Source organism: Microbacterium sp. CCNWLW41, from assembly GCF_037083505.1.
In genome coordinates this window covers 1,623,237-1,638,873 of sequence record NZ_JBAOJP010000001.1, presented here as the reverse complement: position 1 = coordinate 1,638,873, position 15,637 = coordinate 1,623,237, and the positions used below count along the sequence as shown (strand labels likewise).

Genomic DNA, 15,637 nt, shown 5'->3' with positions numbered 1-15,637 from the left:
GAGTCTAGAAGACGCCGCCGTCGCCGGCTGAGACGAACCGCACGTCGGCCGGGTCCAGGCGCAGTGTCACGGCGTCCCCGACGCCGAGGCCCGTCGCGCGCTCGGCGACGACGTCCACCGCCACATCGGGATCGGCCGTGCGCAGCCGGACGCCCGCGGGCGTCTGCTCGAGGCGCACGACGCGCGCCGTCCATTCCCCGGGACCCGCGGGAGGCGCGTCGACGATGCGCACGTCACCCGGCCGGAAGACCGCGGCCCGCGCCGCGCCGACCGGGACGGCGGGGCGCGGCAGCACGAGGCCGCCGGCGCGCCAGGTGGCGGCATCCGTCGTCCCCGTCACACGGTTCAGCCCCCCGACGGCCGCCGCGAACCGGGTCGCCGGATTCGCCAGCACGTCCCGCACGGGGCCGGACTGCGTCACCCGCCCGTCCTCGAGCACGACCAGTCCGCCGGCCAGCGCCACGGCGTCCACCGCATCGTGCGTGGCGACGACGGCGGTCGTGCCGGTCGCCGCCAGCTGCTGGTGCAGGAGAGCCCGCACGTCGCCGGCCGTCTCGGTGTCGAGCGACGTGAGGGGCTCGTCGAGGAGGAGCGCCTCGGGCGCGGTGGCGAGCGCCCGCGCCAGCGCGACGCGCTGCTGCTGTCCGCCCGACAGCCGCGAGGGACGGCGGTCGCCGAGCCCCTCCAGTCCGACGCGCCGGAGCCAATCCGCGGCGCCGCGGGAGGCGGCATCCCTGCTCACCCCGTGCACGCGCAGACCGAACGCGATGTTCTCGCCGGCGCTCAGGTGCGGGAAGAGTCGCGGGTCCTGGCCGAGCAGCACCACGCCGCGGGCGGCGGGCGGCGTGCGGCGACCCGGCGCGACGTCGAGCGTGCGTTCCCCCAGGGCCACGTGCCCTTCGTCGAGCGGGGCGAGTCCCGCGAGCACCCCGAGGAGGGTGGACTTTCCGGCACCGCTGGGACCCATGAGCGCGACGACGCCGCCCGCGGGCACCTCCAGGGCGGCGTCGAGCGTGAACCCACCGCGCCGCACCACGACTCGCGCCTCGAGCCCCGCGGCCGTCGCCCGGGCCGCGGTCATCGCGGTGCCTCCGCGCGCCACGCGCGCACGAGCAGCAGCACGCCGACGGCCGTGACCAGCAGCAGCAGCGACAGCGCGACCGCGGTGCCCTGCGAGACGCCGGCGCCGTTGAACGCCGTGTAGATCGCCAGCGGCATGGTCTGCGTGACCCCCGGCGCGTTGCCCGCGAACAGCGCCGTCGCCCCGAACTCGCCGATCGCGCGCGCGAAGCACAGCACGATGCCGGCCACGAGGCCCGGCGCGGCCAGCGGCAGCGTCACCCGGGCGAGGATCGTCCAGCGCCCGGCGCCGAGGCCGGCCGCGGCCTCTTCGAACCCGGTGCCGGTGGCACGCAGCGAGCCCTCCAGCGCGAGCACGAGGAACGGCAGGGCGACGAACGTCTGCGCGAGCACGACCGCGGTGGTGGTGAACGGGATGCGGATGCCCCACTCCGCCAGCAGCGCGCCGAGCCAGCTCGTCCGGCCGAAGAGGAACAGCATCGCCACACCGCCCACCATCGGCGGCAGCACGAGAGGCACGGTGACGATCGCGCGCAGCACCGCCGCCGTGCGCACCGTGCTGCGCGCGATGAGCAGCGCGAGGGGCACGCCGAGCACGACGCACACCGCCGTCGCGACCGCTCCCGTCGCCAGCGACAGTCCGAGGGCCGAGAGCGCCTCCGGCGAGGTGACGTCACTCCACAGCGTCGACCATTCGACGCGGAGCACGAGCGCGCCGAGCGGGAGGACCAGTAGCGCGAGTCCCACGGCGGCCGGAATGACGAGCACGCGTGGGACGAAGCCGGAACGTCGGCTGCGATCGCGTTCGCCGATCGCCCGCTCCCCGGTCACGGCGCCCCGAAGCCGTGGTCGGCGAGCACCGCCTGTGCATCGTCGCCGAGCACGAACGCGACGAAGGCGTCTGCCGCCGCCGCATTCGCCGCACCGGCCAGCGCCGCGACCGGGTAGCGGTTGACGACGCCGTCGGCGCCCTCGGGCTCGATCGCATCGACGGCCGCCGTGGTGGAGGCATCCGTCGCGTAGACCAGCCCGGCGTCCGCCTCGCCGGCGACCACCTTCGTGAGCACCGCGGTGACGTTCTGCTCGTAGCTGTCGGCGCTGGCCTCGACACCCGCGCTCGACAGCAGGGTGGCCGAAGCCGCGCCGCACGGCACTTCGGCGGCGCACAGCACGATGGTCGCGGCCGGGTCGGCGAGATCGTCGAGACCGCGGATGCCCGCGGGATTGCCGGCGGGGACGACGAGCACGAGTGTGTTCGTCGCGAACACGCGCGGGTCATCAGCGAGACCCTCGTCGACGACCCGCGTCATGCTGCGCTCGTCCGCGGCTGCGAACACGTCCGCCGGCGCCCCCTCGACGAGCTGCGTCGCCAGCGTCGAAGAGCCCTCGTACGCTATCGGCCGGACGTCGACGGACGGATGCCGCTCCTCGAACATGGCCGACAGCTCGTCGAACGCCGCCGCGAGCGACGCGGCCGCGTACACGGTCAGCGCGCCCGAGAGCCCGGATCCCGAGCCGGCCGCGGACGGGCTCGCCGCTCCTGTGCCGTCCTCGGCGGGCGCGCAGCCGGTGAGGCCGAGCGCGAGGGCGGTGACGACGGAGGCGCCGAGGACGATCGGGCGGTGCACGTCAGGCCCTGGGCGTCTCGACGATCACCGTGGTGGCCTTCACCACCGCGACAGCGAGCGAGCCGGGCTCGAGGGCGAGCTCGCGGACGGCCTCGGACGACATGAGCGACACGACCCGGTGCGGGCCGGACTGGATGTCGACCTGCGCCATCACCCCGTCGATCTGCACGCGGGTGACGAGGCCGACGAAGCGGTTGCGGGCGCTGGTGAGCACGTCGGCCGGGTCGCGCGGCGACGCCGCGAGCTCGACGGCGTGCGCCGCGAGCGCGTCGCCCGGGATGGCTGTGGGCGATGCGCCGGTCGTCGGCAGCGTGCCCGCGTCCACCCACCGCCGGACGGTGTCGTCGCTCACCCCGAGCAGGCGGGCGGCTTCGGCGATCTTGTATGTGGCCACGCTGCCACCTTACCCGCATCTGCGGATAGATGTTCGTGCTTTCTCCGCATGCGCGGACGATTCTCCTGGCGCGCCAGGGCTGGCGGAGGGCGCGACGTGGCGGTCACTGTTTGTCAACCGGGGTCCGCGAGCCCGCGGCCAGACGTAGGTTGCTGGCACGACGGAAGGAGTCAGCGATGGACCGGGACACCAGCGCATCGAAGCCGGAGGACGAGGGCACGCCGAAGCCGGGAGGCCTCGGACCGGACGGCACGATCCCCGACGACCCGGACGGTGTCGCCGCCGGTCACACGGGCGAGCCGTCGACGTTCGAGCCCGAGGAGGACGAGAGCGGTGCCTAGCCCCGACGCGGCAGACAGCTCCAGGGCACGCAACGAGACCCACCACCGCGTCGTGGTCATCGGCGGCGGCAACGGCGGGATCTCCGTCGCGGCGCGCCTGCGCAGGCGCGGCATCAAGGACGTCGCCGTCATCGAGCCGCGCGACGAGCATCACTACAAGCCGCTGTTCTCGCATGTCGCAGGCGGCACGGCTCCCGCGAGCATCACCGTGCGCCCGCAACGGGAGGTGATCCCGAAGGGCGTGGAGTGGATCCAGGATGCCGTGACCGCCGTGCAGCCGGAGGCGAACGCCGTCGTGCTGGCCGGCGGCGGGCGGATCAGCTACGACCACCTCATCGTCTGTCCCGGCATCCAGCTGGACTGGAACCGGATCCCCGGGCTCGCCGAGGCGATGCAGACGCCGGCCGCGGCATCCCACTACGAACTCGAGCTCGCGAAGAACGCGTCCCGGCTCCTGCGAGACCTCACGGAGGGGACCGTCGTCTTCACGCAGCCCGACGGACCCGCATCGTGCGCGGGGGCGGCGCAGAAGCCGATGTACCAGGCCTGCGACTACTGGCGGGCGAAAGGGGTGCTCGACGCGATCCGAGTGGTCATGGTCGTGCCGACCGAGACGGCATACCTCGCGCCGTTCGACGAGGAGCTCCAGCGCAAGATCGACGAGTACGGCATCGAGCTGCGCACGCGCAGCGTCCTGCTGCGGGTGGACCCGGATGCGCATGAGGTGGTGCTCGGCGGCCCGGACGGCCCGGAGCACCTGCACTACGACGTGCTGAACGTCGAGCCGCCGCAGTCCGCCCCCGACTGGCTGAAGGCGTCGGAGCTCGCCGCGCCCCGCTCGTCCGGCGGGTTCGTCGAGGTCGACCCGCAGACGCTCCGGCATCCCCGGTTCCCGAACGTCTGGTCGCTGGGGGACGCCGCCGCCACGACGAACTCGAAGTGCGGCGGGGCGCTGCGCAAGCAGACGTGGGTGCTGGCGAAGAACCTGTCGAAGGCGCTGCGGGGCAAGGAGCCCACCGCTCGCTACGACGGCTACGCGGTGTGCCCGTTCACCGTCTCGCGGTCGACCGTCGTGTGGGCCGAGTTCGACGACAAGGGCAGGCAGAAGCCGACGATCCCCCTCTACAAGCGCATGTATCGCGAGAGCCGGCTGTCGTGGATCTTCGACCGGCACGTGCTGCCCTGGGTCTACTGGAACCTCATCCTCACCGGCCGCGTGTGAGAGGGCAGGACCGGCCGTCGGGCCCACGCCTGTCCGGGCATCGCAGCGCCGCCGCCGCGGGCGCGGCGTAGCCTGTCGGCATGGCCTTTCCCCCACTCGTCGAGCCGGTCGCCGAGCTCACCGCCGCGGAGCGCACGCGCACCGCGCGCCACCGCGTCCTGGCCGGATTCGGCGATGTCGCACAGCGCCGCCTCGCCGCCGCCCACGTCGCGGTGGTCGGTGCGGGAGGTCTCGGCTCCCCCGCCGTGCTGGCCCTCGCGGCCGCCGGCGTCGGCACCCTCACCATCATCGACGACGACCTCGTCGAGGCATCCAATCTGCAGCGCCAGGTCATGCACCGCACGCGCGACGTCGGGGCGCCGAAGGTCGACTCGGCCGTGCGCATCGCCGCCGACTTGTCGCCGACCACCGTCGTGCGCGCGGTGCGAGCCGTGCTCACCCCCGCGAACGCCGTCGAACTCCTGGCCGGCGCGCACGTCGTCGTGGACGGCACCGACACCTTCGAGACGCGCGAGGCCGTCGCGGCCGCCTGCGAGCAGCTCGGCGTGCCGCTCGTGTGGGGCGTCGTGCAGGAGTTCCACGCCCAGGCGACGGTGTTCTGGTCGTCGCCGCCGGCCGGAGCGGCCCCCGTGCGCCTCGCGGACCTGTACCCGCCGGATCCCGCGCGCGACGCCCCCACCTGTGCGCAGGTCGGCGTGCTCGGTGCGCTGTGCCTGCAGGTCGGCTCGCTCCTGTCCATCGAGGCGATCAAGCTCATCACCGGCGTCGGCGAGCCCCTCCTCGGGCGCGTGCTCGTCATCGACGCCCTCCGCGGCCGCACCTCCGAGGTCCCGCTGCGCCCCGCCGCCACGACCGCCGGCGGAGGGCGCGCGACGCCCGCCGAGCGCGGTGCGGCCGCCGAACGCGGGGCGCCCGCCGCACGACCGGGTGCGGAGCCGACCCCCCGCACGCCGATCCCGCAGCTGACGCCCACCGAGGCGCTCGCCGCGCAGCAGGCGGGCGCGGTGCTGCTCGACGTGCGGGAGCCCTTCGAGACCGAGCGCGGCGTCATCCCGGGATCGATGCTCCGCCCGCTCGCCGAGGTACTCGCCGACCCCGGCAGGATGGGCGCCGCGCCCGTGGTCGTGGTGTGCCAGGTGGGCATGCGCGCGCAGCGCGCGGCGGCGGCCCTCCGCGGCGCGGGGATCGAGGCATCCGTGCTCGCCGGCGGCATCGAGGCGTGGACGCGCGAGACCGCCGACGCGGCGGTGGACGCGTGAGCGGGCTGCGCAGCGTCGAGGAGCACCTCGCCGACGTGCTGGCGGCCTCCGAGCCGCTCGAGCCCGAGCGGCTGCCGCTCGCCGCGGCGCACGGCCGCACGCTGAGCGCGCCGGTGCACGCCGCGGTCGACATCCCCGTGTTCGACAACTCCGCCATGGACGGCTTCGCTGTACGCTTCGCGGACGTCGCGGATGCCGCGCCCGCCGCACCCGCCGCCCTCCGGGTCGTCGCGGACCTGCCCGCCGGCTCCGACGCCGACCCGCGCGTGGCTGCGGGCGAGGCGGCCCGCATCATGACGGGATCGGCCGTGCCGACCGACGCCGACGCCATCGTCCCGTTCGAGGACACCGCGGGCGGCCTCGCCGATTCCCTCGGGCCGATCTCGGTCCTCGCCGCCCCCCGTGCGGTGGGGGCCCACATCCGCCGCGCCGGCGAGGACGCGCGCGCCGGCGACGAGGTGCTCCCCGGCGGCGCGCTCCTGGGCCCCCTGCAGCTCGCGGCCGCCGCGGCGGCCGGTGTCGCCGACGTGGTGGTCGCGCGGCGCCCGCGTGTCGCCGTCATCTCCACGGGCAGCGAGCTCGTGGAACCGGGCTCGCCGCTGCGCCGCGGCCAGATCCCGGAGTCCAACAGCTTCCTGCTCGCCGCCCTCGCCGCGGAGGCAGGAGCGGACGTGGTGCGCCGCGCGAGCGTCTCCGACGAGGGCGGCGGACTCGAGACGCTGCTCGCGGAGGTGACCGACGCGCGATCGTCCGACCGCGCCGACGTGGTGATCTTCTCGGGCGGCGTGAGCGCCGGAGCGTACGAGGTCGTCAAGACCACGCTCAGCGGCCGCATGAGCTTCTCGAGGGTGGCGATGCAGCCCGGCAAGCCGCAGGGATTCGGCCGCCTGGAGTCGGGAACGCTGCTGTTCGGGCTTCCGGGCAACCCGGTCAGTGCCGCGGTGTCGTTCGAGGTGTTCGTCCGGCCGGCGCTGCTGCGCCTGCAGGGCAGGGACCTGCTCGATCGGCCCGTGATCACGCTCCGCGCCGCGGCCGGCTGGCGCACCCCGCCCGCGCGGCGGCAGTACCTGCCGGTGACGATCGACCGGTCGGTCCCTGGCGGATGGCTCGCCGTGCCCGCCACGAGCGGCGGGTCGCACCTCGCCGGCGGACTCGGCCGCGCCGAGGCCTACGCCGTGGTGCCGGCGGAGACGGATGCCGTCGCGGCGGGCGATCCCGTCGATGTCATGCTGATCTCATGAGCACGCACGAGCAGCCGACGTTCACGCACCTCGACGACGCCGGGAACGCCCGCATGGTCGACGTGACCCTCAAGCAGCCGACGGTGCGTTCGGCGACCGCCCGCGGGTTCGTGCGCTGTGCGCCCGAGGTCGTCGCGGCGCTGCGGGACGGGTCGGTGCCGAAGGGCGACGTGCTCGCCGTCGCCCGCATCTCCGGCATCCAGGCCGCCAAGCGCACCCCCGAGCTGCTGCCACTCGCCCATGTCATCGGCGTGCACGGCGCAGCGGTCGACCTCGCGATCGAGGACGACGGCGTCGCCATCGAGGCGACGGTCCGCACCGCCGACCGCACCGGGGTCGAGATGGAGGCCCTCACCGCCGTCTCGGTGGCCGCCCTCGCGGTGGTCGACATGGTGAAGGGCATCGACAAGGGCACGTCGATCGAGAACGTGCGGATCATCGCCAAGACCGGGGGCAAGAGCGGCGACTGGCGCCGCCCGGCCGGGGAATGATGGCCGCGCCGACCGATCCTCGCCGACTCGGCGCGATCCTCCTGGCCGGCGGCCGGTCCACGCGCGTCGGCGGCGCGACGAAGCCGCTGTTCGAGGTCGGCGGCCGCACGCTGCTGTCGACAGCCGTGTCGGCGGCGACGGATGCCGGGGCCCGGCCGATCGCCGTCGTGGCACCGGTCCTCGACGAGACGCTGCCGGTGACCTGGGTGCGCGAGGACCCGCCGTTCGGCGGCCCCGCCGCGGCGGTCGTCACCGCGCTCGGGACGTGGCCCGCCGCGACGGACCCGGAGTGGACGCTCCTCCTCGCGTGCGACCTCCCCTGGGCAGAGCAGGCGGTGCGCCGCCTCGTGGACGACCTGCCGCTCCTGCCGCCCGACACCGACGGCCTCTGCCTCGGCGACGGGTCGAGCCGGCCCCAGTGGCTCACCGGCGCCTACCGCACGAGGGCGCTGCGGGCCGCGGCATCCGCTCTCCCGGACGCCGGACGCGACCAGCCGGTGCGCGCGCTCGTCGCCGAACTCGCGATAGCCGTCGTGGCGGCGCCGGACGACCTGACCCGCGACGTCGACACGTGGCAGGATCTGGAGGAGGCACGCGCGCGAGCCGATCGCGCGGCGCACGACCGGATCTCGGAGGAGCCGTCATGAGCGAGCAGTCCCGCACCCTTCCGCCCGAAGCCCTCGACGACTGGGCAGCGGCGCTGCGCGACCGCTTCGGCCTCGGCGAGGCCGACGTGCCGGTCGCCGCGGTGCTCGACCTCGCGCGCGATGTGGCCAACGGCGTCGCCCGGCCGGCCGCTCCCCTCGGCGCCTTCGTCGCGGGCCTCGTCGCCGGACGCGCGGGGACCGACCCGGAGGAGGTGCGCGCGGCGCTGGCCGCGGTCACCGCGATGGCGAACAGCTGGGAGCAGTAGTGGCCGTCGTCCGCTATTTCGCCGCCGCACAGGAGGCCACGGGCCTGGACAGCGAGCGCCGCACCGAGACGACGCTCGGCGATCTGCGGCGCGCGGTGGCCAAGGAGCACCAGGGCCTCGGCGGCATCCTCCCCCGCTGCGCCGTGCTGGTGGGCGGCTCCCGCGTGGGCGACGACACGCCCCTCGGCGCCGACGACCTCGTCGACGTGCTCCCGCCCTTCGCCGGCGGCTGAGCCGTCGCGCCGCGGCGGGATCAGCCGCCCAGGCCGAGCCAGGTGGCGGTGCCGTCCGATTCGACCTGCTTCTTCCAGACGGGGAGGTCGGTCTTGATCGTCTCGATCAGCGTGCGGCACACCTCGAACGCCGTGGCCCGGTGGGCGGAGGCGACCGCGATCACCACGGCGGCGTCGCCGACCTGGAGCGTCCCCACGCGGTGGGACACCGCCACCAGCGCCTCGTCCGACCCGACGGCGGCCGTCGCCAGGCGCCTGAGCCCGGCCTCGGCATCGGGGTGCGCCGAGTACTCGAGTGCGACGACCGTGGTCGCGGCATCCGGATCGTGATCGCGGACGCGACCGACGAACGTCGTGACCGCCCCCATCCGCGGGTCGTCGATCGCACGCAGGTGGGCGTCGACGTCGAGCGGCTCAGCGCTGATCGCCGCGATCCGCACCGCATCGGTCGAGACGGCCATCAGTGATCTCCGCCGGTGAGCTGGTCCAGCACGTGACGGGCCACCGACACGACGACGGGCATGCCGGATGCCACGGCCGCCGGCGACCCCGGAAGGTTCACCACGAGCGCGCCGTGCGGGTCGACCGCACCGGCGATGCCGCGTGTCAGGATGGCGGCCGGCTTCTCGGCCGCGCCGCGCCGTCGCAGCTCCTCGGCGATGCCGGGGAGCTCGCGCGTCACCACGCGCGCCGTGCCCTCGGGCGTCTGGTCGCGCGGCGACACCCCGGTGCCGCCCGTCGTGATGACGAGCTTCACGCCGGCCATGATCTCGGCGGTCAGGGCCCGCTCGACGTTGTCGGCGCCGTCGGGCACGATCACCGCGTCATCGCAGTCGAAGCCGGCCTCCCGCAGCGCCGCGACCGCGATCGGGCCGCTCTCGTCGGGTCGGGTGCCTGCGGCCGAGCGGTCGGAGAAGCAGATGACGGCGGCTCGGGTCATGCCCCCAGCCTAGGCATGCGCCGCGCCCCTCACGCGCGGGACTCGAGGCGCACGACCACGGACTTCGACGTCGGGGTGCCGGAGACGTCGGCGACCGAGTCGAGCGGCACCAGGACGTTGGTCTCGGGGTAGTAGGCGGCCGCGTTCCCCCGGGGCGTGCGGTACGCGACGATGCGGAACTCCTCGGCGCGACGCTCCTCGATGCTTCCGTCGGGCCGCGTCCACTCCGAGACGAGGTCGACGACGTCGTCCTCGGCGAACCCGAGCGACACGATGTCCTTCTCGTTCACCAGCACGACGCGGCGGCCGCCGTGGATGCCGCGGTACCGGTCGTCCTTGCCGTAGATCGTCGTGTTGTACTGATCGTGGGAGCGCAGCGTCTGCAGCAGCAGGCGTCCGCGCGGGATCACCGGGTACACGAGGGGGTTGACCGTGAACCGGGCCCTGCCGTCGACGGTGGCGAACCGGCGCGCGTCGCGCGGGCCGTTGGGAAGGTGAAGCGTGCGCCCCTTGTCGATGCGCTCCTCGTAGTCCTCGAACCCCGGGATGACGCGTTCGATGTGGGCCCGGATCAACGCGTAGTCGGCCTCGAGCGCGGCCCAGTCCGCCTGCGGGACGTTGTGCGGCCCGCCGCTGGTCCCGGCTGCCGGGACGGTGCCGTCGCTCTCCTCCGCCGGGGTGCGCTCGGGATAGCCGCGCTCGTGGCGGGTGGCGCCCGTGTGCGCGGACGCGGGCGCGAGAGTGGCCGGCGCCTCCTCGGTCGCGCCGGGCTCAGGACCGAACACCAGCGCGCTCAGGCGCGAGACGATCGCCACCTCGCTGAGCAGGTCCTCGGCGGGGGGCGCCAGCCGGCCGCGCGAGGCGTGCACGGCGCCCATGGAATCCTCCACCGTGACACGCTGCTCGCGACCGCCGCGGCGGTCCCGGTCGGTGCGCCCGAGGGTGGGGAGGATGAGCGCCCGCCGCCCCGTCACGACGTGGGAGCGGTTGAGCTTGGTCGACACCTGCACGGTGAGCCCCACCCGCGCCATCCCCGCCTCGACGACGGCGGTGTCGGGCGTGGCCGACACGAAGTTGCCGCCCATGCCCATGAAGAAGCGGACGCGTCCGTCGCGCATCGCCCGGATCGCCTCCACCGTGTCGAACCCATGCTCACGCGGAGCGGCGAAGCCGAACTCCTGGTCGAGCGCGTCGAGGAAGGCGGCGGACGGCTTCTCGTAGATGCCGACCGTGCGGTCGCCCTGCACGTTGGAGTGCCCCCGCACCGGGCACACGCCGGCGCCGGTGCGTCCGATGTTGCCCTGCAGCAGCAGCATGTTCACCACGTCGCGGAGCATCGGCACGGAGTGCTTGTGCTGGGTGAGTCCCATCGCCCAGCAGACGATGGTGGCCTTGGAGGCGCGCACCGCCTCGCCCACGCGGCGCAGCGCCTTCTCGGGCAGCCCGGTGGCGGCGACGAGCTCTCGCCACGGGGCATCCGCCATCGCCTGCCTGTACGCGTCGAAACCGCTCGTGTGCGCCGCGATGAACTCGTGGTCGAGCACACCGCCGTCGGCCGCCTCCGCCTCGAGCAGGTGCTTGCCGATCGCCTGGAACAGCGCCTGGTCGCCGCCGAGCCGGATCTGCACGAACTCGTCGGCGAGCTTCGTGCCGCCGAAGGCGACGCCGCGCACCGTCTGCGGATTCTCGAAGCGCATCAGGCCCGCCTCGGGGAGCGGGTTCACCGCGATGATCGTCGCCCCGCGCTGCTTGGCCTTCTCGAGCGCCGACAGCATGCGCGGATGGTTTGTGCCGGGGTTCTGCCCCGCGACGATGAGCAGGTCGGCGTCGTGGATGTCGTCGATCGACACCGTGCCCTTGCCGATCCCGATGGTCTCGGTGAGCGCCGAGCCGCTGGACTCGTGGCACATGTTCGAGCAGTCCGGCAGGTTGTTGGTCCCGATGCCGCGCACCAGCAGCTGGTAGAGGAACGCGGCCTCGTTCGACGTGCGGCCCGAGGTGTAGAACACCGCCTCGTCGGGGTCCTCGAGCGATCGCAGCTCGTCGGCGATCAGCCGCAGCGCGTCGTCCCACGAGATCGGGCGGTAGTGGGTCGCGCCCTCCTCCCGCACCATCGGGTGCGTCAGCCGCCCCTGCTGACCGAGCCACCAGTCGTCGTGCGCGCGCAGCTCGTCGAGGGAGTGCTCCGCGAAGAACTCCGGCCCGACCCGCCGCAGCGTCGCCTCCTCGGCGACCGCCTTCGCGCCGTTCTCGCAGAACTCCGCGACATGGCGTCTGTCCTCCTCCGGCCAGGCGCACCCGGGGCAGTCGAAGCCGTCCTTCTGGTTGACGCGCAGCAGCGTCTGGACCGAGCGGGTCACGCCCATCTGCTCGGTCGCCATCTCGAGGGCGTGCAGCACCGCCGGCACGCCCACGGCGACCTTCTTCGGTCGTGTGACGTGCACGCGGGACTCGTCGATATCCGCTCTCGGGGGCTTCGTCGCCATGTCTCCAGGCTATGCCTCGCCGGGCCGCCCCGGCGCGTCCTCCTCCGCTGAACGGGAAGGAGAGCGGATGCCGGGCCAAGCCGCGGCGGCGCGCGGCCGGCCGCGGCGCCCCGGGCACGCTGCGGCGCGGGGCTCAGCTCCACCAGAGGCGCGCGACGCCGCGAAGGTCCGCGAGCGGTACGCCGCCGTGCCCCGGCTCCGACACCGACAGGCGCGAATCGGCGGAGGCGGCGCGGTTGTCGCCCATGACCCACACGGCGTCCTCCGGCACGGCGACACGGAAGGGGATGTCGCCGCCGGGGCGGGATGCCGGGGCGTGAGGCTCGTCGACCGGCTTCCCGTTGACGACGAGCCTCCCGGTGCCGGCCTCGCAGCAGACGACCACGTCGCCCTCGACACCGACGACCCGCTTCACCAGGAGCGCATCCGGCGTACCCGACCAGCCTTCGCGATCGACGAGCAGCACGACGTCGCCGCGCGCGGGTGCGCTCCAGCGGTCGAACACCACGGTGTCGCCGCCGCGCAGCGCCGGGCTCATGGAGTCGTTCTGCACGGTCGCGACCCCGAGCCCCGCGGCCAGGACGGCGGCGACCGCGACAGGCCCGGCGGCGGCGAACGCCCACGCCAGCGGGCGCCGGCCCCGCCGGGCGGCGGGCGACTCCGCCGAGGGGACGGTCGCTGCGCGCGCGCCGGTCAGGGTCATGGCGGGCCTTCGAGCAGCGACGTCATGGCGGCGACCTCGCGTTCCTGCTCGATGAGCACGTGCTTGCCCGAGGTGCGCGCGAACGCATTCGTGCCGTCGCGCACGACACGCTCCGCCATCACGAGGGCGCCCTCGTGATGGACGATCATGAGCTCGAGGAACATCCGGTCGGCCGCGGCGCCCTCGGCGGCGTCGAGGGCGGCGAGCTGCTCGACGGTGGCCATGCCCTTCATCTCCGTGTGACCGTGATCGTCGCAGCCGGACGGGATGCCTCCCCCCGGCGCGACGGCCGCCGCGTGCGCCCCGTGGCCCGTGTGCTCCGAATCCGTCGGGAGGGCCTGTCGCCAGGCATCCTGCCATGCCCGCATCGTCTGGATCTCGCCGCTCTGATCGGCGACGATGAATTCGGCGAGCGCCCGGGTGCGATCCCTCACGCCGTCGGCGTCGAGCACGAGCCGGCTCAGCTCGAGCGCCTGCTCGTGATGCGGGATCATGCCCTCGATGTAGCAGTGGTCCACCACCGTCGGGTAGGCGGCGGTCGCGGCATCCGTCATCCCCGAGGAGGCGACGGCCTGGGGCGCGGACGTCGCGGGAACCGTCATGCCGAGAGCGACGGCGGCGCCGCCGACGAGCGCGGTGGAGACGGCGAGAACCACCCCGGTGGCCGCGATGCGATGGGGCATCGGATTCCTTTCGGGTCGGACGGCGGGTGCGCCGAGCGGGGCGGCGCGCTGCGCGCACCGCCCCGCGGCGGGGTTCAGGCCTGCGCCCTCAGTCCCTGCTGGCGACGCATGTGCCACGCGGTGCCCGCGAGGCCCGCACCGGCGACCAGGAGCACCAGGCCCGACATGGCCCAGCGGTTCGCGTCGGTGCCGGTCGTCGCGAGCGCTCCGAAGACCGCCGAGGGCGAGGCGGATGCCACTGTGAAGGTGCCCTGCGCCACCGCCGACGACGTCTGACCCGTCAGCACGAGCGTGTGCTCGCCGGCCGGGGTGTCGGACGGGACGACGAACTGCACGGTCACCTCTCCCTCGCTGTCGGCGACGAACGTGCCGACGTCGACCGGGTCGGAGTGCATCACGGCGCTGACGGTCTCGCCGGGGGTGAACCCGCCGGCCGACGCGGTCTGCGCCGCGCCCGGGGCGACCTCGGGCTGGCCGAAGGTGACGGGTGCCGCCGTCGGGGCCGCCGCATCACCGCCGCCGCTGCCGCTGCCGTTGCCGCCGCCGTTCCCGTTGCCGTTGCCGTTCCCGTTGCCGTTCCCGCCGTTGCCGTTCCCGCCGTTGCCGTTGCCGTTGCCGTTGCCGTTGCCGGCGTCGGTCGGAGTCGGCGTCGGGGTCGGGGTGGGCTCCGTCGTGGGGGCCGGCGTCGGCGACGCCGTCGGGGTCGGAGTGATGTTCGGGTTCGGGACGCCCCGCATGTCGCCGTTGACCCACTTGCGGCCCTCGGGGATGTTGGGGTTCTGTGCGGCGAAGTCCCGCGGGTAGAGGGTGAAGCCCTGCCAGTGGATCGGCATCGGGCTCTGGTCCTCGTCGCGGTTGATGTGGTGGAAGCCCACGTTCACCCACGCCACCGGGTCCTCGAGCGTCTCGCCGTCGGCGATGTAGTCGGTGACCATCTGCCCCGCCTTCGACGGGATCAGGTTGTAGCTGGCGTGGATCTCGTCGGACTTGGCGGCCGTGAAGGCGATGTCGAAGTCCGTCTCGGGGTTCAGGTTGTATGCCTGGTCGCGCGGCACGATGATCTCGTACGAGCGGGCGTGTCCGTCGGCGTTGAGGCTCTCGGGGTTCACGACCCGGTACGCCTCGCGGTTGGCCCCCATCGTCTTGGTCTCGTTCGTGACCTGCGTGACCTGCGTCTCGAGGATCGCGGTGTGGCCGGTGTCGCCGGTCGTGCCGTGCTCGCCGGTCGGCGTCGTCGCGAACTTCTCGACCACCTGGCCGGCGCCGGAGTCGATGCCGAAGTCCACGCGCCAGAACGCCGAGTGGTAGTGGTTGACCGCGAAGTCCTCCTGGCCCGGCGCGATCGGCCAGCCCTGGTTGACGACGTCGACGTAGTCGTTCGGCGACAGGTCGCCGGTCGCGCCGAGGCGCACCGAGATCTCGCCGTCGTCGTGGAAGCGGTACTCGGTCTGGTACTCGTACCACCCGATGCGCGACACCGTGTGCAGCACGAGGTCGGTGCCCTGCGCGGCGTACAGCGCATCCCGCGCGATGTTCGAGCGGTACGCGAGGCCGGAGTCCTCCTCGCCGATGCAGATCGCGGGGATCTCGCCGCGGGTGGCGTCGACCCACGAGGTGCGCACCTCGCCGACCGGGCAGTCGACGGCTTCGATGGCCTGCAGGCGACGGCCGCCGACCTGATAGGTGGTGACGTCGTTGTACTCGGTCGCGCCGGTGTCATAGGGCACGTTCAGCTGTGCGAGCGCGATCGAGTCGAGCACGAGGATCGGCGCCGCATCGTCTCGCGGCTGGTAGGCCACCTTGTCGAGCACGAGGCCCCGGTAGGTGTCCAGGCGCCAGCACATCTGCCAGCTCGATCCGGCCTCGAGCGTCTCCGAGACGAGGGAGTCGCCGGAGCAGGATGCCTCGGTGACGGTCTGCGCCGAGGCGGCCGCGGGCGCCGACAGCACCAGTCCGCCCGCGAGCAGGGCCATCGCGGTGCCCGCGCCGAGCAGCCGGCGAAGGGAGGGTCGTTTCATCGGGA

At 74.0% G+C, this 15,637-nt stretch carries 18 protein-coding genes; 8 read left to right on the top strand and 10 right to left on the bottom strand.

Annotated features, from left to right (window positions below):
• Positions 1-4: 4 nt before the first annotated feature.
• Genes V6R91_RS07295 through V6R91_RS07280 form a run of 4 tightly spaced genes read right to left on the bottom strand, consistent with a single transcriptional unit; the run spans position 5 to position 3,102 of the window.
• A complete protein-coding gene (locus V6R91_RS07295; protein ID WP_336394905.1) occupies positions 5-1,081 on the bottom strand; it encodes an ABC transporter ATP-binding protein in 1,077 nt (358 codons plus the stop codon).
• The gene (locus tag V6R91_RS07290; protein ID WP_442928099.1) at positions 1,078-1,848 is read right to left on the bottom strand and encodes an ABC transporter permease; all 771 of its coding nucleotides are present in this window, start codon (positions 1,846-1,848) and stop codon (positions 1,078-1,080) included. Before V6R91_RS07290 ends, V6R91_RS07295 begins: the two co-directional genes overlap by 4 nt.
• 59 nt (positions 1,849-1,907) lie before the next feature.
• The gene (modA, locus tag V6R91_RS07285; protein ID WP_336394904.1) at positions 1,908-2,708 is read right to left on the bottom strand and encodes a molybdate ABC transporter substrate-binding protein; all 801 of its coding nucleotides are present in this window, start codon (positions 2,706-2,708) and stop codon (positions 1,908-1,910) included.
• Position 2,709: 1 nt separating this feature from the next.
• Positions 2,710-3,102, bottom strand: coding sequence for a TOBE domain-containing protein (locus V6R91_RS07280; RefSeq protein ID WP_336394903.1), 393 nt, complete (start codon positions 3,100-3,102; stop codon positions 2,710-2,712).
• Positions 3,103-3,278: 176 nt separating this feature from the next.
• On the opposite strand from V6R91_RS07280, the gene V6R91_RS07275 reads away from it, so the two are divergent.
• The 8 genes from V6R91_RS07275 (at position 3,279) to V6R91_RS07240 (ending at position 8,802) form a co-directional block, all read left to right on the top strand.
• Positions 3,279-3,443 (top strand): hypothetical protein, encoded by a 165-nt coding sequence (locus tag V6R91_RS07275; RefSeq protein ID WP_336394902.1) that lies wholly within the window; start codon positions 3,279-3,281, stop codon positions 3,441-3,443.
• A complete protein-coding gene (locus tag V6R91_RS07270) occupies positions 3,436-4,665 on the top strand; it encodes an NAD(P)/FAD-dependent oxidoreductase (protein ID WP_336394901.1) in 1,230 nt (409 codons plus the stop codon). Before V6R91_RS07275 ends, V6R91_RS07270 begins: the two co-directional genes overlap by 8 nt.
• A gap of 80 nt (positions 4,666-4,745) precedes the next feature.
• Positions 4,746-5,924, top strand: coding sequence for a ThiF family adenylyltransferase (locus tag V6R91_RS07265; protein ID WP_336394900.1), 1,179 nt, complete (start codon positions 4,746-4,748; stop codon positions 5,922-5,924).
• Positions 5,921-7,165 (top strand): molybdopterin molybdotransferase MoeA, encoded by a 1,245-nt coding sequence (locus V6R91_RS07260; RefSeq protein ID WP_336394899.1) that lies wholly within the window; start codon positions 5,921-5,923, stop codon positions 7,163-7,165. Before V6R91_RS07265 ends, V6R91_RS07260 begins: the two co-directional genes overlap by 4 nt.
• Positions 7,162-7,656 (top strand): cyclic pyranopterin monophosphate synthase MoaC, encoded by a 495-nt coding sequence (gene moaC / locus V6R91_RS07255; protein WP_336394898.1) that lies wholly within the window; start codon positions 7,162-7,164, stop codon positions 7,654-7,656. Before V6R91_RS07260 ends, moaC begins: the two co-directional genes overlap by 4 nt.
• On the top strand, positions 7,656-8,303 hold the full coding sequence (gene mobA, locus V6R91_RS07250) for a molybdenum cofactor guanylyltransferase (protein WP_336394897.1): 648 nt from the start codon (positions 7,656-7,658) through the stop codon (positions 8,301-8,303). Before moaC ends, mobA begins: the two co-directional genes overlap by 1 nt.
• Positions 8,300-8,569 (top strand): DUF6457 domain-containing protein, encoded by a 270-nt coding sequence (locus V6R91_RS07245; RefSeq protein ID WP_336394896.1) that lies wholly within the window; start codon positions 8,300-8,302, stop codon positions 8,567-8,569. The genes mobA and V6R91_RS07245 overlap by 4 nt, the downstream gene beginning before the upstream one ends.
• The gene (locus tag V6R91_RS07240; RefSeq protein ID WP_336394895.1) at positions 8,569-8,802 is read left to right on the top strand and encodes a MoaD/ThiS family protein; all 234 of its coding nucleotides are present in this window, start codon (positions 8,569-8,571) and stop codon (positions 8,800-8,802) included. Before V6R91_RS07245 ends, V6R91_RS07240 begins: the two co-directional genes overlap by 1 nt.
• A 20-nt stretch (positions 8,803-8,822) precedes the next feature.
• Here the strand turns inward: V6R91_RS07240 and V6R91_RS07235 are convergent, their stop codons facing one another.
• The 6 genes from V6R91_RS07235 to V6R91_RS07210 form a co-directional block, all read right to left on the bottom strand.
• Positions 8,823-9,263 (bottom strand): molybdenum cofactor biosynthesis protein MoaE, encoded by a 441-nt coding sequence (locus V6R91_RS07235; protein ID WP_336394894.1) that lies wholly within the window; start codon positions 9,261-9,263, stop codon positions 8,823-8,825.
• Positions 9,263-9,742, bottom strand: a complete 480-nt coding sequence (locus V6R91_RS07230) for a MogA/MoaB family molybdenum cofactor biosynthesis protein (protein ID WP_336394893.1) — start codon at positions 9,740-9,742, stop codon at positions 9,263-9,265. The genes V6R91_RS07235 and V6R91_RS07230 overlap by 1 nt, the downstream gene beginning before the upstream one ends.
• Before the next feature lie 29 nt (positions 9,743-9,771).
• On the bottom strand, positions 9,772-12,228 hold the full coding sequence (locus V6R91_RS07225; protein WP_336394892.1) for an FdhF/YdeP family oxidoreductase: 2,457 nt from the start codon (positions 12,226-12,228) through the stop codon (positions 9,772-9,774).
• A gap of 133 nt (positions 12,229-12,361) precedes the next feature.
• Positions 12,362-12,931, bottom strand: coding sequence for a signal peptidase I (lepB, locus tag V6R91_RS07220; protein ID WP_336394891.1), 570 nt, complete (start codon positions 12,929-12,931; stop codon positions 12,362-12,364).
• Positions 12,928-13,614 carry a DUF305 domain-containing protein gene (locus V6R91_RS07215; RefSeq protein WP_336394890.1) on the bottom strand — a complete coding sequence of 229 codons (687 nt, stop codon included), beginning with the start codon at positions 13,612-13,614 and terminating at the stop codon, positions 12,928-12,930. The genes lepB and V6R91_RS07215 overlap by 4 nt, the downstream gene beginning before the upstream one ends.
• Before the next feature lie 74 nt (positions 13,615-13,688).
• Positions 13,689-15,632 carry a copper amine oxidase gene (locus V6R91_RS07210; RefSeq protein ID WP_336394889.1) on the bottom strand — a complete coding sequence of 648 codons (1,944 nt, stop codon included), beginning with the start codon at positions 15,630-15,632 and terminating at the stop codon, positions 13,689-13,691.
• Positions 15,633-15,637 lie beyond the last annotated feature (5 nt).